Raw genomic sequence first — 19,848 nt, forward strand, 5'->3', positions numbered from 1 at the left:
GGCCGGGCAAGCCCTTCGAGACGGGCCTTCGCCTCGGCTCAGTCCCTCCTCAGGGCGAACGGATGTGGTTTTTCCCTCCCTGTGAGGAAAGCAAGATGAACGAACTGACCAATTTCGCCAATCCGCTCGCCAAGCCGGAGACGTTCGACCAGATCCAGATCGGGATCGCGTCGCCGGACAAGATCCGCAGCTGGTCGTTCGGCGAGATCAAGAAGCCCGAGACGATCAACTATCGCACGTTCAAGCCCGAGCGTGACGGCCTGTTCTGCGCGCGCATCTTCGGTCCGATCAAGGATTATGAGTGCCTGTGCGGCAAGTACAAGCGCATGAAGTACAAGGGCATCGTCTGCGAGAAGTGCGGCGTCGAGGTGACCGTCTCGAAGGTCCGCCGCGAGCGCATGGGCCATATCGAGCTGGCCGCCCCGGTCGCGCACATCTGGTTCCTCAAGTCGCTGCCGTCGCGTATCGGCCTGCTGCTCGACATGCAGCTCAAGCAGCTCGAGCGCGTGCTGTACTTCGAGGCCTATATCGTGATCGAGCCGGGCCTGACCCCGCTCGAGAAGTATCAGCTGCTCACCGAGGACGAGCTGCTCGAGGCGCAGGACGAATATGGCGAGGACGCCTTCTCGGCCGGCATCGGCGCCGAGGCGGTCCGCATCATGCTCGAGAGCCTCGACCTCGAGGGTGAGAAGGTCGCGCTGCTCGAGGAGCTGGCGACGACCAAGTCGGAGCTGAAGCCGAAGAAGATCATCAAGCGGCTCAAGGTCGTCGAGAGCTTCCTCGAGTCGGGCAACCGGCCCGAGTGGATGATCCTCGAGGTCGTGCCGGTGATCCCGCCCGAGCTGCGCCCGCTGGTGCCGCTCGACGGTGGCCGCTTCGCGACGTCGGATCTCAACGACCTGTACCGCCGCGTCATCAACCGCAACAACCGCCTCAAGCGCCTCATGGAGCTGCGCGCGCCGGACATCATCGTCCGCAACGAGAAGCGCATGCTGCAGGAGGCGGTCGACGCGCTGTTCGACAACGGCCGTCGCGGCCGGACGATCACGGGCGCCAACAAGCGTCCGCTCAAGTCGCTGTCCGATATGCTGAAGGGCAAGCAGGGCCGCTTCCGCCAGAACCTGCTCGGCAAGCGCGTCGACTATTCGGGCCGCTCGGTGATCGTGACCGGTCCGGAGCTCAAGCTGCACCAGTGCGGCCTGCCCAAGAAGATGGCGCTCGAGCTGTTCAAGCCGTTCATCTACGCACGCCTCGACGCCAAGGGTCTGTCCATGACCCTGAAGCAGGCGAAGAAGTGGGTCGAGAAGGAGCGCAAGGAAGTCTGGGACATCCTGGACGAGGTGATCCGCGAGCATCCGGTGCTGCTCAACCGCGCGCCGACGCTCCACCGGCTCGGCATCCAGGCGTTCGAGCCGGTGCTGATCGAGGGCAAGGCGATCCAGCTCCACCCGCTGGTCTGCTCCGCGTTCAACGCCGACTTCGACGGCGACCAGATGGCCGTGCACGTCCCGCTGTCGCTGGAAGCGCAGCTGGAAGCGCGCGTGCTGATGATGTCGACCAACAACATCCTCAGCCCGGCGAACGGCAAGCCGATCATCGTGCCCTCGCAGGACATGGTGCTGGGCCTCTATTATCTGTCGATGGAGAAGCAGGGCGAGCCCGGCGAGGGCATGCTGCTCGGCGACATGGCCGAGGTGCACCAGGCGCTCTACGCCGGCGCGGTGACGCTCCACTCGAAGATCATCAGCCGCGTGCCGCAGACCGACGAGAACGGTAAGCAGTATCTCAAGCGCTTCGAGACCACCCCGGGCCGCATGCTGCTGGGCGAGACGCTGCCGAAGAGCCACAAGGTGCCCTTCGACGTCGTCAACCGGCTGCTGACCAAGAAGGACGTCGGCGACGTCATCGACGAGGTGTATCGTCACACCGGGCAGAAGGAGACCGTGCTGTTCGCCGACGCGATCATGGCGCTCGGCTTCCGCCACGCGTTCCGCGCCGGCATCTCCTTCGGCAAGGATGACATGATCATCCCGGGCGACAAGGAGCAGCTGGTCGACGAGACGCGCGACCAGGTGAAGGACTATGAGCAGCAGTATCAGGACGGCCTGATCACGCAGCAGGAGAAGTACAACAAGGTGATCGACGCCTGGAGCCGCTGCGGCGACCAGGTGGCGGCCTCGATGATGAACGAGATCAAGGCGGTGAAGGTCGACCCGGAGACGGGCCGCGAGAAGCCGATCAACTCGATCTACATGATGGCGCACTCGGGTGCGCGTGGCTCGCAGGCGCAGATCAAGCAGCTGGCGGGTATGCGCGGCCTGATGGCCAAGCCCTCGGGCGAGATCATCGAGACGCCGATCATCTCGAACTTCAAGGAAGGCCTGACCGTCCTCGAATACTTCAACTCGACCCACGGCGCCCGTAAGGGCCTGGCGGACACCGCGCTGAAGACCGCCAACTCGGGCTATCTCACCCGCCGCCTCGTCGACGTGTCGCAGGACTGCGTCATCATCGAGGAGGATTGCGGCACCGAGCGCGCGCTCGAGATGAAGGCGATCGTGCAGGGCGGCTCGACCATCGCGTCGCTCGGCGAGCGCATCCTCGGCCGCACCACGGCCGAGGACGTGGTCGACGCCAAGACGGGCAAGGTGGCGATCCCGGTCGGCACCTTGCTCGACGAGCCGATGGTCGCGCAGATCGAGGCGCTGGGCATCCCGTCGATGAAGATCCGCTCGCCGCTGGTCTGCGAGAGCAAGGTCGGCGTCTGCGGCAAGTGCTACGGGCGTGACCTCGCGCGCGGCACCCCGGTCAACATCGGCGAGGCGGTCGGCGTGATCGCGGCGCAGTCGATCGGCGAGCCGGGCACGCAGCTGACGATGCGGACCTTCCACATCGGCGGCGCGGCGCAGCTCAACGAGCAGTCGAACCTCGAGGCGCCGGTCGACGGCACCGTCGAGTTCCGCGACGTGCGCGTGATCGAGGACCAGCGCGGCCGTCGCGTCGTGCTCAGCCGCTCGGCCGAGATCGCGATCGTCGACATGGACGGGCGCGAGTTGGCCGTGCACAAGATCCCGTACGGCGCGTACGTGATGTTCGACGACGGCCATATCGTCTCCAAGGGCGACCGCATGGCCGAGTGGGATCCGTTCACCATGCCGGTGATCACGGAGACCGGCGGTACCGTGAAGTTCCAGGACCTGATCGAGGGCAAGACGCTCACCGAGCAGGTCGACGAGGCGACCGGTATCGCGCAGCGCGTGGTGACCGAATATCGCGCGACCACCAAGTCGAAGGAGGATCTGCGCCCGCGCATGACCCTGCTCGACGAGGGCTCGGGCGAGGCGGCGCGCTACCTGCTGGCGCCGGGCGCGGTGCTGTCGGTGGAGGACAATGCCACCGTGCAGGCGGGCGACGTGCTCGCCCGTGTCGCGCGCGAGTCCGCCAAGACGCGCGACATCACCGGCGGTCTGCCGCGCGTCGCCGAGCTGTTCGAGGCGCGCAAGCCCAAGGAGAATGCGATCATCGCCAAGGTCTCGGGCCGGGTCGTGTTCGGCAAGGACTATAAGGCGAAGCGCAAGATCGGCATCCAGCCCGAGGACGGCGGCGAGGTCGTCGAGTATCTCGTGCCCAAGTCGAAGGTGATCGACGTCCAGGAAGGCGACTACGTCAAGCGTGGCGACAATCTGATCGGCGGCAGCCCCGACCCGCACGACATCCTCGAGGTGCTCGGCATCGAGCCGCTGGCGGAATATCTCGTGTCGGAGATCCAGGAGGTCTATCGTCTCCAGGGTGTGAAGATCAACGACAAGCACATCGAGACGATCGTCCGCCAGATGCTCCAGAAGGTCGAGATCACCGAGAGCGGCGACACCACGCTGCTGGTCGGTGAGCAGGTCGACCGCGAGGAGATGGACGCGATCAACGAGAAGCTGGAGGAGGGCCAGGCGCGCGCCGCGGGCAAGCCCATCCTGCTCGGCATCACCAAGGCGTCGCTGCAGACCCGCAGCTTCATCTCGGCGGCGTCGTTCCAGGAGACCACCCGCGTCCTCACCGAGGCGGCGGTCCAGGGCAAGCAGGACACGCTGATGGGCCTCAAGGAGAACGTGATCGTCGGCCGGCTGATCCCGGCGGGCACCGGCGCGGGCATGAACCGCCTGCGCGTGGCGGCCTCGTCGCGTGACGCCGCGCTGCGCGTCCAGCAGCGCAAGCTGCAGGAGGCGATGATCGCGGCGGGCTCGGCCGGCACGGCGTCGCAGACCCGCGCCGCCGAGGAGGCACGCAGCCCGCGCGACGATGCCGGCACCGGCAGCGATCCGCTGGCGGCGGTGGTGCCCTCGGGCACCGGTACCGACGCCGATGCGGGCGAGTATCTCAACGAGGAGTGAGTTGCCGGGCGGCGGAGCGATCCGCCCCCGCCGACCTGAGACAGCCGCCGCCCGGGATGCCGGGCGGCGGCTTCTTTTTTGTGCCCCGTCGCGGTGGCCGCAGGAAGGAGCGTCCTAGGAAGAGAGGGTTATACCTGGGAGGCGAGACCATGACCGATCAGCCGCGCGTTCCCGTGCGCCCCGAGCACGTCCTGCCCGACGGCGACGACACCGTCCCGCTCGCTGATGGCGGCGTCGCGCGCAAGGGGACGATCGCCGCCTTCCTGCGCAACGCGCAGCGCTGGGCCGAGCCGGCGATCGCGCCCGAGGAGCGCGCGCTGCTGACCGAGGCGACCGCGGAGGCGGTGCCCGCGCTGCGGGCGCTGGGGCTGTTCGCGGTGCTCGAGGTGCGCGACCCGGCGCTGCGCGCGCTGGTCGACGCCTGCTGACGCACGATGCGGCCGATCGGCGGCGACCGCGACCGCCACCGCGCGGCGGCGCGGTCGCGGTGGCGCGCGGCGCGCCGGCGTCGCGCCACCAAGCGGCTGGTCCATGCCGTGTCTGCCGCCGCGGCCGCGTTGACGATCGTGGTGCTCTCGGTCGAACCCTATGAGTGGATGATCGGCGCGCAGGAGCCGGGACGCGTGGTGACGCGCTGCGACCTGCTCGCGCTGCGGGATCCGGCGCGCCCGCTGCTGGCGGCGCTGCTGCTCGTGCCGGTGGCGGTGCTGCTGGTCGGGGCGTGGCGGCGGCCGCGCTCGCGGCTGTGCCTCCTGCTCAGCAGCGCGCTGGCGGTGCTGTGGCTCTACCGCTTCCACCTGCGCTTCGCGGCATGTTAGCTGTTTGCTCCACGCCGGTCGAGCCGTGCTCCGGTGAACGCTGGGCACCTGCGTTCGCAGGAGCATTGTGCCCGTCCACACGAGATGGCCGACCGTCGGCCCGCGCCGGGCGATCGATCGCGTAGCGCCGCGCGGATGGCGGCGCACCCCGAGCGGAGACCGCGCCTTAACCATCGTCGGTGCAGGAGGGCGCATGTTCGCTCGCCGCCTCCACCGGAACGGCCCCATTGCGCCGAACCGGCGCGCGGGCGTGGCGTGGCTGGCGGCGCTGCTGATCCTCGTCACGCTCGGTCTGGCCACGCCTGCCGCGCCCGCGCCGCCGGCAGCGCCCAGCGCAAGCGGCGATGCCGCGCTGTACCGCGCGATCGATCGGCGGGTGCGCGCTGGCGAGGGCTATTATGCCGCCGCCGCGGACGAGCAGCGCCGCCGCGACTTTCCGCTGCGCCCGTTCGTCACGGTACGACTGCCGACCCGCGCCTGGATCTATGCCGCGCTGGGGCCGGGGGCGGCCCTGCTCCTGCTGCGCGCGCTGGCGCTGCTGACCTTGCTCGCCACCGTGCGGCGCCTGCTCGGCGCGACCGTCGCCACGCCGCTGGCCGGTGCGGCGGCCGTGCTCGCCGCGGCGTCGATCCTGCCGCTCGCGACACCGGTCGTGGCGCTCTGGCCGGAATGCTGGGCCGGTCTGCTGGTGGCACTGTCGCTCGCGGTGCGCGGCGCACGCGGCTGGCGGCTCGCCGCGTTGCTCGGGCTGGCGGCGGCGCTCTTCCGCGAGTTCGCGCTGGTCTATCTGGCGATGATGGCCGTGGCCGCGCTGACCGAGCGCCGCCGCGGCGAGGCGCTCGGCTGGTTGGCGGCCGGCGGCGTCGCCGGGATCGCGCTCGCCGCGCATGCGCTCGCGGTGGCGGACGTGGTGCGCGCGGGCGACGCGGCCTCGCCGGGGTGGGTCCGCGCGGGCGGCTGGGGGTTCGATCTCGCCATGGCGCGGGCGACCACCCCGCTGGCGCTGCTCCCCGCCGCGGCGGCGGCGCTGCTGGTCCCGCTCGCGCTCTACGGCTGGGCGAGCGCGGCGGGGGGCTATGCGCGGCGGGTGACGCTGACGCTGCTGGCGTGGTTGCTGGCGGGGCTGATCGTCGGGCGCGCCGAGAATGCCTATTGGGGGCTGATGCTCGCGCCGCTGTGGCTGGCCGGGCTGCCGCTCGCGCTGGCACCGTTGCTGCGCACGGCAGCGCGCGATTGCACATGGCGCATCGACGATCGCGGAGCTTGCAATTGCGCGCTTACCGCGCGTTCACCAGATCGCCCTTAGTGCTGCACCGCAACATCAGCACGCAGGGGTTCGCATGTTCTCGCTTCTTTATCTGATCGTCAGCCACCGCCGTGCCGCGCGCGCGCAGGTCGCCGCGCCGCTCCCGCTCGCCCCGGTCGCCGCGCCCGAGGCGGTCGACGCGCCCTATCGCCTCGCGGCCTGATCGCCGCCGGACCGCTGATCGGCCCAATAGGAGCCGAAATGCAGGTCCCAGCTGCGCGGGCGGAAGCGGTCCAGCCCTGACCCCGGATAGAGCGTGAACTCGCCGAAATAGGGGCGGCCACCGACATCGTAGAGGTCGACGCGCGCGAAATCGTGCGGCGCCGCCAGCGCCTCCGCCGCCGCGATCATCCGCGCGAGCGAGGCCGGCGGCGCCACCGCGCGTGCATCGGGCGGGAATTCGAACGCGCAGTCCAACCGCCGCCACGCGCGATCGAACATGACGCGGCGGTGGCGGTGCTCGCGGTCGAGGTCGACCTGGACGAACTCCACCCGCCCCCCGAACACGAAGAACTTATAGTCGACCGGCAGCACCCGGCCGCAGCCGATCAGCGGCTCGACCAGCAGTTGCGGCGTGATCCGCGAGTAGAGCCACTCGTGCAGCAACGGCGCATAGGGCCGGCGCAGCCAGCGCGCCGCGCGCCGCGACGTCGCGCGCCAGTCGAGCGGATCGCCCGCGCGCACGAAGATCGTCTGCTGGCTGGCGTGCGAGGATTTGAGCACGAACGGGCGCGGCCACGGCGGCGACGCGGGCAGCGCGGTGCCATGCCACAGCGTCGGGATCACCCACTCGGCGCCGAGCGTCGCGCTCACCTGCGCCTTGACCGCGACCTTGTCGGCCAGCTCGGGCCAGCGTGCGTCGCGCTCGTACAGCTTGCGCGCGGTCACCAGCTCGCTGAAGCGCCGCGGTGCCGCGAGATCGGGCCAGCGCCCGAAGCGCCAGAGATAGAGCAGCCGCGGCAGCACGGTGGCGGCACGGTGCGGGCGTGATGGCTCGACGGGTGGCACGCTCGATCCCGGCTGCGGCAGCTCGGCGCGCGGTAGCCAGCCGCGCCGCGCGCCGCAAGCCGGCAGTGACGATGCGGGGCGCGTCGCGGCTGCGCGGCATCCCCCCAACGCGAACGGGGCGACCTTCCGCCAGGAAGGCCGCCCCGCTGCTGCTGAGCCCGTGCCCCGCGGGCGAACCCGCGGGATCCGGATATCGGCTTACTTGAGCTCGACGGTCGCGCCGGCTTCCTCGAGCTGCTTCTTGACCTTCTCGGCCTCGTCCTTGCTCACGCCTTCCTTGACCGGCTTCGGCGCGCCCTCGACGAGCGCCTTCGCCTCGGTCAGGCCGAGCCCGGTGATCGCGCGGACCTCCTTGATGACGTTGATCTTCTTGCCACCGTCGCCGGTCAGGATCACGTCGAACTCGGTCTTCTCCTCGGCGGCCGGCGCACCCGCGCCCGCGCCACCGGCGGCCGGGGCAGCGGCGACGGCCGCGGCGGCCGAGACGCCCCACTTCTCTTCGAGCAGCTTCGAGAGCTCGGCGGCCTCGAGGACGGTCAGCTCGCTCAGCTGGTCAACCAGCGCGTTCAGGTCTGCCATGATTGTACTTCCTATCAAGCGGGGACAGGTGCCCCATGTTCACAAACAAATGCCGGTCAGCTGCCCGATCAGGCGGCTTCCTTCTCCGCGTGCGCGGCGAGGACGCGCGCGATCTGCGCGGCCGGTGCCTGGGCGATCGTGGCGATCTTCGTGGCCGGGGCCACGATGAGGCCGACGATCTTGGCGCGCAGCTCGTCCAGCGACGGGAGCGTCGCCAGTGCCTGCACGCCGGCCAGGTCGAGCGCGGTCGCGCCCATCGCGCCGCCGACGATCTCGAACTTGTCGGTCGTCTTGGCGAAATCGACCGCCACCTTGGCCGCCGCGACCGGGTCGGTCGAGGACGCCAGGCCGACCGGACCCGTCAGCAATTCGCTGAGCGAGCCATAGTCCGTGCCGTCGAGCGCGATCCTGGCAAGCTTGTTCTTCGAGACCTTGTAGCTCGCGCCGGCGTCCCGCATCCGGTTGCGCAAGTCGGTCGACTGCGCCACCGTCATCCCGAGGTTGCGGGTGACGACCACCACGCCGACCTTCGAGAAGGTATCGTTCAGCTCGGCGACGGCCGCGGTCTTCTGACTACGATCCATGCCATTCTCCACGTTGGGACAGAAGGCCGAGGCCGCCTGTCCGGGTACGAACCGCCGCGCGCAGAGCGCCCGGCGGCAGTGTCCAGCGATGGGGAATGGGAGCCCGTGCGGGCAGCGGCAGCGCGCGCCTCTGAGGGCACGCCGCGGCCGCGTTGGTCCTGTCCCCGTCTCGGCGGGGAATTAAGGCCCTGGGGCCACCCGCTGTCTCGGACGGTGCGTCATCGCCCGGGGGCGGGACGCGCGGGGCGGCTCATAGCGGATCGCGCGCGCCAGTCAAGCGGGCGGCGCGCTGTCACGCAGGCGTAACGCTCACGTCATTCCGCTCTCATCAAACTGTCGCGGCGGTGCCTTGGAGCGCGGCCAAAAGGCCTGGGTACAAGCACATCGCGCCCAGGGAGCGTCATGACCGACCAGCAGCTCAGCATCCTCGCCCCGTCCTATGACGACGGCGACGTCGACACCAACCCGACCCGCAACCCGCATCTCGCCGACCTCGTCGCGCGCCGCTACTCGCGCCGCCAGCTGATGGGCGGGATGAGCGCGATGACCACCGCGGTGTTCGGCGGCGCGCTGCTCACCGGCTGCGACGACGACGACCGGCAGGACATCATCACCGTCTCCGACGGCGTCAACGTCCAGACGCAGGGCGGCCGCGTCGTCACGCTCACCGCGACGGCGACCGACAATGCCACCACCACCGCCTTCACCCAGGTCAGCGGCCCGACCGTGGCGGTGATCGCGAGCGGCAATTCGATCACCTTCACCGCGCCCAATGTCGCCCAGTCGACCGCGCTGGTGTTCGAGTTCACCGCCAGCGGCGGCAGCGGCTCGAGCAGCGCGCGCTCCACCGTCACCGTGCTGCCCGCGACGCTCGCCTTCACCGCGGTGGCGAAGAACCTCAACGACGTCGTCACCGTGCCGTCGGACTATCGCGTCACCGTGCTGTACCGGCTCGGCGACCCGATCGCGGCGAGCGTCGCGGCCTATGCCAACAACGGCACCGACGGCGACTTCGCGCAGCGCGCGGGCGACCACCATGACGGCATGTCCTATTTCGGCCTGGCCGCGAGCGGCAACGCGCCCGACGCGTCGAACAACACGCGCGGCCTGCTGGTGCTCAACCACGAGAACATCACCCAGGCCTATCTCCACGCCAACGGCCCGTCGCCGTCGCCGCGCCCCGAGGCCGAGGCGATCAAGGAGATCGAGGCGCACGGCGTCTCGGTGGTCGAGGTGACGCGCGCGAGCAACACCGGCGCGTGGAGCTACGTGCAGGGCGGTGCGCTCAACCGCCGCGTCACGCCCAACACGCCGATGCAGTTCAACGGCCCCGCGCGCGGCAGTGCCGCGCTGCGCACGCGCTATTCGACCGACGGCACCGCCGGGCGCGGCACGATCAACAATTGCGCCAACGGCTACATGCCCTGGGGCACCTACCTCACCAACGAGGAGAATTGGGCGGGCTATTTCCGCCGCACCGCGGGTGACGCCGCGGTCCGCACCGCCGCGGGCAACGCCAGGCAGAACGTCTCGCTGGCGCGCTACGGCATCGGCGAGGGGCGGTCGGGCAATTACGGCTGGACCACGGTGACCCCCGCCGATGCCGCGAGCACGGTGTTCGCGCGCTGGGACGCCACCGCGTCGGCCAGCGCTGCCGCGGACGGCACCGCCGACTTTCGCAACGAGCCGTTCCAGTTCGGCTGGGTGGTCGAGATCGATCCCTATACCCAGACGTCGACCCCGCGGAAGCGCACCGCGCTCGGCCGGATGAACCATGAAGGCTGCATGGCGGGCCGGGTGATCGCCGGCGTGCGCCCCGCCTTCTACATGGGCGACGACGCGCAGAACGAATATATCTACAAGTTCGTCTCCGCCACGCCCTGGGTCGCCGCCGACGCCACGCCGGGCGACCGGCTCGCGACGGGTGACAAATATCTCGACAGCGGCACGCTCTACGTCGCGCGCTTCGACGCGGACGGTACCGGCACCTGGCTGCCGCTGACCTTCGGGCAGAACGGGCTGACCGCCGCCAACGCGACCTATGCCTTCGCCGATCAGGCCGACGTGCTGATCAACACCCGCCTCGCCGCCGACGTGCTGGGCGCGACGCGGATGGACCGGCCCGAATGGACCGCGGTCAACCCGGTCAATGGCGAGATGTACTGCACGCTGACCAACAATTCGTCGCGCACGCCCGCGACCACCGACGCGGCCAACCCGCGCGCCTACACCGATCCCAAGCTGCCGCAGGGCGACACGGTCAACGCCGATCCGCCCACCAGCGCGCAGGCGACCCGCGGCAACGCCAACGGCCATGTGATCCGGCTGCGCGAGGCGGGCGACACGTCGGAGGCGACCCGCTTCACCTGGGACATCTACGCCTTCGGCGCGGGCAGCGACCTCGATCCCACCAACATCAACCTGTCGGGGCTCGACGCGAGCAACGATTTCTCCTCGCCCGACGGGCTGTGGTTCGGGCTGCCGAGCAACGCCAGCGGCCAGGTTTCGCCGGTGCTGTGGATCGAGACCGATGACGGCGCCTATACCGACGTCACCAACTGCATGTTGCTCGCGGCGATGCCGGGGCAGGTCGGCGACGGCGGGACGCGCACGGTCAACAATACGCTGACCACCGCGGCCAACGCCACCACCACCAGCACCACCACGACGCGGATCGGCGCGGCGCCGGGCAGCAAGCTCAAGCGCTTCCTGGTCGGGCCGAAGGAGTGCGAGATCACCGGCATCACCTCGACGCCGGATGGCCGCTCGCTGTTCGTCAACATCCAGCACCCGGGCGAGAACGGCGGGCCGACCAACATCACGTCGAGCTGGCCGGCGAACCAGGCGGGGGCGGTGACCACCCCGACGCGCCCGCGCTCGGCGACGATCGTCATCACCAAGATCGACGGCGGCGTCGTCGGTCTCTGACCGCGCTGCCGGCCCCGCGTCCCGCCCGGCCGAGGGCGGCGGGACGCGGGCGCGTCCCTCCCGGCCGCGCGCCGGGAGTCACGCTCGCGCGGACACGTCGCTCACCCCCGCGGGTAGCGCGCGGCGAACTCGCGGTCGGACATCATCAGATAGCGCACCATGTCGATCAGCGAGAGCGGAAGGGTGACCAGCAAGCCGATCAGGGTGAAGGTCAGCACCGTCATCACGATCCCCGACGTGACGCGCCCGAGATAGAAACGGTGGATGCCGAAGACGCCGAACAGGAAGGCGAGCGCCGCCGCGACATATTTGTTGCGGTCGCTCACCGGCGCCGGCACCGGCACCGCCGCCACGCGCGCCGGGGGGGTGCCCGCGGGGGCGGGGACGGGGAAGACGTTGCGCGCATGGCTGCCCGCCGCCTCGAAATCCACCATCTGGCCGTGGCTCGGCTCGCCGTGCTGCGCCCAGTCCTGCGGCGTGAAGGTGTAGCGCTGCCCGTCCTCGCCCGCGACCACGCCCTCGCCGCTGCGCACGTCCATCCCGAGTATCTGCCCGCGCATCCGTCACTCCCGGCACCGCTGTGCGCGTCTGTTCCCGCAGCCCCGCGGCTTTTGCAAGCGCCGCCACGACCCGCGATGCACGCGCCGCATCCAAGAAAATGCTGCGTGGCACCCAAGCCATCGGTCTGATAGCCACGCCTCATGCCCGTCTCTGCCGCCCGCTCCGCCCGCGAGATCCTGGTCAACCTCCACGATGTGATGGCGGCGCGCTCGAACGCGCAGGCCAAGCTCAACTCGGTGGTGGAGATCATCGGCGAGGCGCTGGATAGCGAGGTCTGCTCGATCTACCTGCTGCGCGAGGGCGTGCTCGAGCTGTTCGCCACGCGCGGCCTGTCGCCCGAGGCGGTCCACGTCACCAAGCTGGCGCTGGGCGAAGGGCTGGTCGGCACGATCGCCAAGAACAACGAGGTGCTCAACCTCGACGAGGCCGCCAGCCACCCCGATTTCGCCTACAAGCCCGAGACCGGCGAGGATCGCTACCACAGTTTCGCGGGCGTCCCGATCATTCGCCGCGAGCGCGCGGTGGGCGTGCTCGCGGTGCAGCACGCCGATCCGCGCAAATACGAGGACGTCGAGATCGAGGCGCTGCAGACGGTGGCGATGGTGCTGTCCGAGCTGATCGCCAACGCCGGGCTGATCGACCAGGGCGGGCCGAGCGACCGGCCGCAATCGACCGGCTCGACGCGGATCGCGGGGCAGAAACTGGTCGACGGCATGGCCGGGGGCTGCGCCGTCTTCCACCAGCCGCGCATCCATATCGAGCATACCGTCGCGGAGGACACCGAGGCCGAGCGCCACCGCGTCTATGCCGCCTTCGACAAGATGCGCGAGCAGATCGACCGGATCGCGCGCGAGGCCGAGTTCGGCGTCGGTGACGAGCATCAGGAGGTCATCGCGACCTACAAGATGTTCGCCTATGACGAGGGCTGGGCGCGCCGCATCAACGAGGCGATCGACAGCGGGCTCACCGCCGAGGCGGCGATCGAGCGCGTGCAGCAGCGCACCCGCCAGCGCATGCGCGAGATCGACGACCCGCTACTCGCCGACCGGATGCACGACCTGGAGGATCTGTCCAACCGGCTGCTGCGCATCGTCTCGGGCCAGATGGGCACCGCGGCGCAACTCGGGCTGCGGCAGGACACGATCCTGATCGCGCGCAACCTCGGGCCGGCCGAGCTGCTCGAGTACGATCGCCGCCGGCTCAAGGGCGTGGTGCTGGAGGAGGGATCGCTCACCGCGCACGTCACGATCGTGGCGCGCGCGATGGGGGTGCCCGTGCTCGGCCGCGTGCGCGACGTGCGCCGGCTGATCGCCGAGGGCGACTTCCTGCTGCTCGACGTCACCGAGGGCACGCTGACGGTGCGCCCCACCGCGGCGATGGAGGAGGCGTTCGAGGCCAAGCTCGCCGCGCGGCAGAAGCGCAAGGCCGCCTATGCCGCGCTGCGCGACCTCGCGCCCGAGACGCGCGACGGTCACCGCGTGACCGTGATGGTCAACGCCGGGCTGCGCGACGACGTCGCCGTGCTCGACCTGACGGGGGCGGACGGGATCGGGCTGTTCCGCACCGAGTTCCAGTTCCTCGTCTCCGCCACGCTGCCGCAGCGCGAGCGCCAGCAGCGGCTGTACCGCGAGGTGCTCGACGCCTCGGGCTCGCGCCCGGTGATCTTCCGCACGGTCGACATCGGCGGCGACAAGGCGTTGCCCTATCTGACTCACACCGGCGAGGAGGAGAATCCGGCGATGGGCTGGCGCGCGCTGCGGCTCGCGCTGGAGCGCGACGGGCTGATGAAGGCGCAGGCGCGCGCGCTGCTGGAGGCGGGCGCGGGGCGCACGCTCAACGTGATGTTCCCGATGGTGTCCGAGCCATGGGAGTTCGACGAGGCCAAGGCCTTGTTCGAGGCGCAGCGCGCCTTCCTCCACCAGCGCAACAAGCGCCTGCCGCTGGAGGTGCGCTACGGCGCGATGCTGGAGGTGCCCGCGCTCGCCTATCAGCTCGACGTGCTGCTGCCCAACATCGACTTCCTGTCGATCGGGACGAACGACCTCACCCAGTTCCTGTTCGCCGCCGACCGCGCCAATCCCAAGCTGGCGGACCGCTACGACTGGCTGTCGGGCTCGATCCTGCGGTTCCTGCGCCGCGTGATCGTGCCCGCGCGCGAGGCCGGCGTGCCGGTGGCGGTGTGCGGCGAGATGGGCGGGCGGCCGCTGGAGGCGATGGCGCTGATCGGGATCGGGCTCGACCGGCTCTCGATCACCCCGGCGGCGGTGGGGCCGGTCAAGGCGATGATCCGCACGCTCGATCGCGCTGCGCTGACCGCCTTCATGGACGAGCTGCTGGTCCGCCCGCCGCGCGACATGCGCGGCGCGCTCGCCGCCTGGGCGACCGAGCGCGGGGTTGAGCTGGCGTGAGGTCGCGACGAATCGAGTCGAATCGGGTGAAGCCCCTCTGTTGACACTGTTGCTCGTGTTTGAAACACGAACGCACGCCCGCAAGAACGCTGCGGGCGCGGGGCGGAGAGAAGAATGAGCGACGGCGAGCTACCCGCACAGGCACCGACGCCCGGCTCGGTCGGCGCGCGGCTGCGCGCGGCGCGCGAGGCGCAGGGGCTGTCGCTGGCCGAGGTGGCGGCGCGCACGCGCGTGACGCAGCGCTTCCTCGAGGCGCTCGAGATGGACCGGCTCGACCTGCTGCCCTCGCCGACCTACGCCTCCGGTTTCGCGCGCGCTTATGCCCGTGCGGTCGGGCTCGACCAGGCCGATGTCGGCCGCGCCATCCGCGGCGAGCTCGCGCGCGGCGCGATGCCGCTGCGCCAGCACCATATCGAGGAGATCGCCGACCCGTCGCGCGCGCCCTCGCGCGGTTTGGTGATCGTCGCCGCTGGGCTCGCGCTGGCGGTGCTGGTGCTGGGCGTGCTGTGGCTCTCCACCGGCATGTTCCGCGGCACCGCCGAGCAGGCGCCCGAGGCGACGCCGAGCGCGCAGGTCGCCTCCAGCAAGGAGGTGCCGCCGCCCGCGCCGACCCCGGCCGGCACCGGCAAGGTGGTGCTGACCGCGCGCACCGAGGTGTGGATGCGCGTCTACGACGGCGCCAAGCAGCGCCTGTTCGAGGGCACGATGCAGCCGGGTCAGTCGTTCGAGGTGCCAGCCGGTACCGATCGTCCCATGATCAACGTCGGCCGCCCCGACCAGCTCACCGTGACGGTCGACGGCCGCGAGGTCGCGCCGCTGGGCGACGGCAAGCGCGCGATCCGCGATGTCGGCATCAGCGCCGAGGCGCTCGCCGCGCGCGGCCTGCCCGCGCCGGCGCCGAGCGCGAGCGCGACGCCGCCGGCGACCGCGGCGGCGGCACCGGCACCGGCACCGGCACCGGGCGACGCGGGGCAGCTCGCCGCGTTCCGCGACGTGGCGCGGTGAGGTGTGGTACCATGCTCCGACGGGCCGAGGGTCGGATTGGCATGTCGCGGCTCTTGGCCGCCCTTTCGTCACCCCGGACTTGATCTGGGGTCCATGGTGCCGCGCACACCACCACCGTGGCGGTCGCGGACAGATGGATCCCGGATCAAGTCCGGGATGACGGTTGGGTGATGACGGAGACGACGCGTGCACGCAGCGTCGGCCGGCGCTCTCGCGACTCAGACCACGCCGCGCTTCACCGTGGCGACAGCTCGCTTCTATAGAGAGGTGCGACAGGTGCGCACCGGGGACGGACGATGATGACCAAGTGGATGGCAGGCGCCGCGCTGGCGCTGGTGGTGGCGACGCCGGCGGCGGCGCAGATCGAGGGCCGCGTCGGCAAGCTCGAGGCGGAGATGCGCGCGGTGCAGCGCAAGGTCTTCCCCGGCGGCGCCGGCGCGATGGTGGAGCCGCAGATCGCGCCGACCACCGCGCCGGTCGACGCCGCGGGCGTCCCGGCCACCAGCGCGCTGACCGACATCACCGCGCGCGTCACCTCGCTCGAGCAGCAGATGGCGAGCATGACCGGGCAGATCGAGCAGACCCAGTACAAGCTGCGCCAGCTCGAGCAGCAGTTCGAGGACTATCGCAAGGCCACCGACGCGCGGCTGGCGCCCCCCGCCGCGCCGGCGCCGGCGCCGGGGTTCGGCGGCGAGGGCGGGCCGGCGGTCACCGTGCCCCAGGCCCCGGTGCCCGCGGGCGCGGTCGCGGCGGCGGGGGACACCGCCGCGATCGACCGGCCGAGCAGCGGCGACCCCGCGGAGGACGCTTACCTCGCGGGGTATCGCCTGTGGCAGGCGAAGGACTATCCCGCCGCCGAGGCGCAGCTCAAGAAGGTGGTCGCCACCTATCCCAAGCACCGCCGCGCCAGCTTCGCGCAGAACCTGCTGGGCCGCTCCTATCTCGACGAGGGCAAGCCCAGCCTCGCCTCGATCGCCTTCTACGACAATTACAAGAAGTTCCCTGACGGCGAGCGCGCGCCCGACAGCCTCTATTATCTCGGCACCGCGCTGCTCAAGCTCGACAAGCCTGCGGACGCCTGCAAGGTCTATGGCGAGCTGACCGACGTCTATGGCAGCAAGATCTCGCCCGGGCTCAAGGCCGATGTCGCCAAGGCGCGTACCGCCGCCAAGTGCAAGTGAGCTGAGCGTGGCGCCGCTGCCCGCGGCGGCGGTGGCGCGCTTCGCCGACGAGCTGCGCCGCGGGCTCGCGCGCGCCGACGCGGCGTTGACGGGGGCGCCGCGGCTGGGCGTGGCGGTCTCGGGCGGACCCGATTCGGTCGCGCTGCTGCTGCTCGCCGCGGCGGCCTTCCCGGGCGCGGTGGTCGCGGCGACGGTCGACCACCGGCTCCGCCCCGCCGGCGCCGAGGAGGCGGCGATGGTGGCGACGCTATGCGCGCGGCTCGGCGTGGCGCACGCCACGCTCGTCCCGGACGCGCCGATCGCGGGCAGCTCGCTCCAGCGCCGCGCGCGCGCGGCGCGTTACGCGCTGCTGACCGACTGGGCCGCGCGCGAGCGGGTCGACGCGCTGCTGACCGCGCACCACGCCGACGACCAGGCCGAGACGTTGCTGATGCGGCTCAACCGTGCCTCGGGGCTGGCCGGGCTGAGCGCGATCCGCGCGGCGCGCCGGGAGGGCGGGGCGCTGCTGCTGCGCCCGCTGCTGGCGTGGCGCCGCGCCGAGCTGCGCGCGCTGGTGGAGGCGGCGGGGGCGCGCTTCGTCGACGACCCGTCGAATCGCGATCCGCGCCACGATCGCACCCGCGTCCGCGCCCTGCTCGCCGCGGCGCCCGCGCTCGACCCCGCCGCGCTCGCCGCCTCCGCGGCCTTCCTCGCCGAGGCGGAGGAGGTGATCGCGCGGTTGACCGAGCGGCTGTGGATCGAGCAATGGCGAGGACCAGACAGGCCTCTCGCCGTGACCGGGCAGCCGCGCGAACTGCGCCGTCGACTCCTCCGCCGCGCGCTCCACGCGACTCGGGCGCGGCACGCGATCGAGCTGCCCGCCTTCACCGATTCGTCCAATATCGAGCCGCTGCTCGACGCGCTCGAGGCACGCCGCGGCGCGACCCACGCCGGCGTTAAGGTAGAAGTCCACGAGGAAAGCTGGATTTTTCGCCCAGCACCGCCGCGTCGATCACTCTGACCGACGCTGTTCCATTGCCATTAACCCGTCGTGGCTTACATTGTGTTCGTTGGAAAGGTACCCGATGAACGACAACGACAGGCAGCGCGGGAACGGCGGCGGCGACAATGGCGGCGGCGGCACCCCTAACCCCTGGATGAAGAGCCTGCTGATCTGGGTCGGCGTGCTGCTCTCGCTGGCGGTCGTGGTGACGTTGCTCGACGGTCGCACGTCGACGGCGCAGGGCAATACCGTGGCCTATTCCACCTTCCTCGACAAGGTCGACGAGGGCACGGTCAAGGACGTCAACGTCAGCCGCGACATCATCACCGGCAGCTTCTCGAACGGCGACAAGTTCCGCACCTATCCGGTGCAGGACTCGGGCCTGATCGAGCGGCTGCGCAAGGCGGGCGTCGAGGTGGCGGGCAAGCCGGAGGAGGGCCCGTCGATCTGGATGGTGCTGCTCTACCAGTCGCTGCCGTTCCTGCTGTTCCTCGGCATCGCCTTCTTCGTGCTGCGCCAGATGCAGAAGGGCGGCGGCGCGGGCGGCGCGATGGGCTTCGGCAAGAGCCGCGCGCGCATGCTGACGCAGAAGGAAGGCAAGGTCACCTTCGACGATGTCGCCGGCATCGACGAGGCGCGCGCCGAGCTCACCGAGATCGTCGACTTCCTCAAGGATCCCACCAAGTTCGCGCGCCTGGGCGGCAAGATCCCCAAGGGCGCGCTGCTGGTCGGCTCGCCGGGCACCGGCAAGACGCTGCTGGCGCGCGCCATCGCGGGCGAGGCGGGCGTGCCCTTCTTCACCATCTCGGGCTCGGACTTCGTCGAGATGTTCGTCGGCGTCGGCGCCAGCCGCGTGCGCGACATGTTCGAGCAGGCCAAGAAGTCGGCGCCGTGCATCGTCTTCATCGACGAGATCGACGCGGTGGGTCGCCACCGCGGCGCCGGGCTGGGCAACGGCAACGACGAGCGCGAGCAGACGCTCAACCAGCTGCTGGTCGAGATGGACGGCTTCGAGGCCAATGAGGGGATCATCATCGTCGCGGCGACCAACCGCCCCGACGTGCTCGACCCCGCGCTGCTGCGCCCGGGCCGCTTCGACCGCCAGGTGGTGGTGCCGCGTCCGGACATCGACGGCCGCGTGAAGATCCTCGAGGTCCATATGAAGAAGGTGCCGCTGGCGCCCGACGTCGACGCGCGGGTGATCGCGCGCGGCACGCCGGGCTTCTCGGGCGCCGACCTCGCCAATCTCGTCAACGAGGCCGCGCTGATGGCGGCGCGCAAGGGCAAGCGCCTGGTCGCGATGGCCGAGTTCGAGGAGGCCAAGGACAAGGTCATGATGGGCGCCGAGCGCCGCTCGATGGTGATGACCGAGGACGAGAAGCGCATGACCGCCTATCACGAGGCGGGCCACGCGATCGTCGCGCTGCACGAGCCGGCGTCGGACCCGATCCACAAGGCGACGATCATCCCGCGCGGTCGCGCTTTGGGCATGGTGATGCGTTTGCCCGAGCGTGACAGCTACAGCTACCACCGCGACAAGATGTACGCGAACCTCGCGGTGGCGATGGGCGGCCGCGTCGCCGAGGAAGTGATCTTCGGCTATGACAAGGTGTCGAGCGGCGCGAGCGGCGACATCCAGTACGCCACCGGGCTGGCGCGCGACATGGTCACGAAGTGGGGCATGTCGGACAAGGTCGGGCCGGTCGAGTACGCCCAGCCCGAGGGCGAGAGCTTCCTCGGCTATTCGTCGAGCCAGCCGGTGCGGATGTCCAACTCCACCGCGCAGCTGATCGACGACGAGATCAAGGCGATCGTCGAGGGTGGTCTGCACCGCGCCAAGCAGGTGTTGACCGACCATCTCGACCAGCTCCACTCGCTCGCCGGCGCGCTGCTGGAATATGAGACGCTGAGCGGCGAGGAGATCAAGCGCCTGATCGCGGGTGAGGATCTCGGCCGGCCGGATCAGGGGCCGAAGGCGCCCGCGGTGCCCGCGGCGGGCACGTCGATCCCCAAGACCAAGCGCCCGTCGGGGCCGTTCGGAAGCGCCTCGCCCGCCGGAGCGTGACGTCGCACCGGATCACCGGCTGGGATGAGGGAGGGGCG

Annotated in this window: 15 protein-coding genes; 11 read left to right on the forward strand and 4 right to left on the reverse strand. The window is 70.7% G+C overall.

Features of this window, described 5'->3' with window-relative positions; translation table 11 throughout:
- Nucleotides 1-95 precede the first annotated feature (95 nt).
- The 5 genes from rpoC to EV292_RS23355 all read left to right on the forward strand — a co-directional run bounded on the left by rpoC (nt 96) and on the right by EV292_RS23355 (nt 6,672).
- Nucleotides 96-4,385 (forward strand): DNA-directed RNA polymerase subunit beta', encoded by a 4,290-nt coding sequence (gene rpoC / locus EV292_RS14185; RefSeq protein ID WP_132909891.1) that lies wholly within the window; start codon nt 96-98, stop codon nt 4,383-4,385.
- A 149-nt stretch (nt 4,386-4,534) separates the two neighbouring features.
- Nucleotides 4,535-4,813, forward strand: coding sequence for a hypothetical protein (locus EV292_RS14190; protein WP_207913435.1), 279 nt, complete (start codon nt 4,535-4,537; stop codon nt 4,811-4,813).
- A gap of 6 nt (nt 4,814-4,819) precedes the next feature.
- A complete protein-coding gene (locus EV292_RS14195) occupies nt 4,820-5,203 on the forward strand; it encodes a DUF2645 family protein (protein ID WP_132909892.1) in 384 nt (127 codons plus the stop codon).
- A gap of 193 nt (nt 5,204-5,396) precedes the next feature.
- Entirely contained in the window at nt 5,397-6,509 is a 1,113-nt protein-coding gene (locus EV292_RS14200; protein ID WP_132909893.1) for a hypothetical protein, read from the forward strand.
- Nucleotides 6,510-6,543: 34 nt separating this feature from the next.
- Nucleotides 6,544-6,672: a hypothetical protein gene (locus EV292_RS23355; RefSeq protein ID WP_279432429.1), complete on the forward strand. Its 129-nt coding sequence runs from the start codon at nt 6,544-6,546 to the stop codon at nt 6,670-6,672.
- Here the strand turns inward: EV292_RS23355 and EV292_RS14205 are convergent.
- From EV292_RS14205 to rplJ, 3 genes are all read right to left on the reverse strand, one after another.
- Nucleotides 6,654-7,517: an ATP-grasp fold amidoligase family protein gene (locus tag EV292_RS14205; protein ID WP_243693780.1), complete on the reverse strand. Its 864-nt coding sequence runs from the start codon at nt 7,515-7,517 to the stop codon at nt 6,654-6,656. The genes EV292_RS23355 and EV292_RS14205 overlap by 19 nt on opposite strands.
- A gap of 198 nt (nt 7,518-7,715) precedes the next feature.
- Complete coding sequence (gene rplL / locus EV292_RS14210; protein WP_132909894.1) at nt 7,716-8,096, reverse strand: 50S ribosomal protein L7/L12; 381 nt, start codon at nt 8,094-8,096, stop codon at nt 7,716-7,718.
- A gap of 68 nt (nt 8,097-8,164) precedes the next feature.
- Entirely contained in the window at nt 8,165-8,680 is a 516-nt protein-coding gene (gene rplJ, locus EV292_RS14215; protein WP_132909895.1) for a 50S ribosomal protein L10, read from the reverse strand.
- Between the two features lie 402 nt (nt 8,681-9,082).
- Here rplJ and EV292_RS14220 point away from each other — a divergent pair, with 402 nt between their 5' ends.
- On the forward strand, nt 9,083-11,608 hold the full coding sequence (locus EV292_RS14220; RefSeq protein WP_132909896.1) for a PhoX family phosphatase: 2,526 nt from the start codon (nt 9,083-9,085) through the stop codon (nt 11,606-11,608).
- A 101-nt stretch (nt 11,609-11,709) separates the two neighbouring features.
- Here EV292_RS14220 and EV292_RS14225 read toward each other — a convergent pair whose 3' ends face one another.
- Complete coding sequence (locus EV292_RS14225) at nt 11,710-12,168, reverse strand: TM2 domain-containing protein (protein WP_132909897.1); 459 nt, start codon at nt 12,166-12,168, stop codon at nt 11,710-11,712.
- A 141-nt stretch (nt 12,169-12,309) separates the two neighbouring features.
- On the opposite strand from EV292_RS14225, the gene ptsP reads away from it, so the two are divergent.
- From ptsP to ftsH, 5 genes are all read left to right on the forward strand, one after another.
- A complete protein-coding gene (ptsP, locus tag EV292_RS14230; RefSeq protein ID WP_132909898.1) occupies nt 12,310-14,577 on the forward strand; it encodes a phosphoenolpyruvate--protein phosphotransferase in 2,268 nt (755 codons plus the stop codon).
- Between the two features lie 114 nt (nt 14,578-14,691).
- Nucleotides 14,692-15,582, forward strand: coding sequence for a helix-turn-helix domain-containing protein (locus EV292_RS14235; protein WP_132909899.1), 891 nt, complete (start codon nt 14,692-14,694; stop codon nt 15,580-15,582).
- Nucleotides 15,583-15,881: 299 nt separating this feature from the next.
- A complete protein-coding gene (locus EV292_RS14240; RefSeq protein ID WP_132909900.1) occupies nt 15,882-16,763 on the forward strand; it encodes a YbgF trimerization domain-containing protein in 882 nt (293 codons plus the stop codon).
- 7 nt (nt 16,764-16,770) lie between these two features.
- Nucleotides 16,771-17,763: a tRNA lysidine(34) synthetase TilS gene (tilS, locus tag EV292_RS14245; RefSeq protein ID WP_243693781.1), complete on the forward strand. Its 993-nt coding sequence runs from the start codon at nt 16,771-16,773 to the stop codon at nt 17,761-17,763.
- 64 nt (nt 17,764-17,827) lie between these two features.
- Nucleotides 17,828-19,810 carry an ATP-dependent zinc metalloprotease FtsH gene (gene ftsH / locus EV292_RS14250; protein ID WP_132909902.1) on the forward strand — a complete coding sequence of 661 codons (1,983 nt, stop codon included), beginning with the start codon at nt 17,828-17,830 and terminating at the stop codon, nt 19,808-19,810.
- Nucleotides 19,811-19,848 lie beyond the last annotated feature (38 nt).

The sequence above is a fragment of the Sphingomonas sp. BK235 genome, from assembly GCF_004345855.1.
Lineage (GTDB): Bacteria > Pseudomonadota > Alphaproteobacteria > Sphingomonadales > Sphingomonadaceae > Sphingomonas.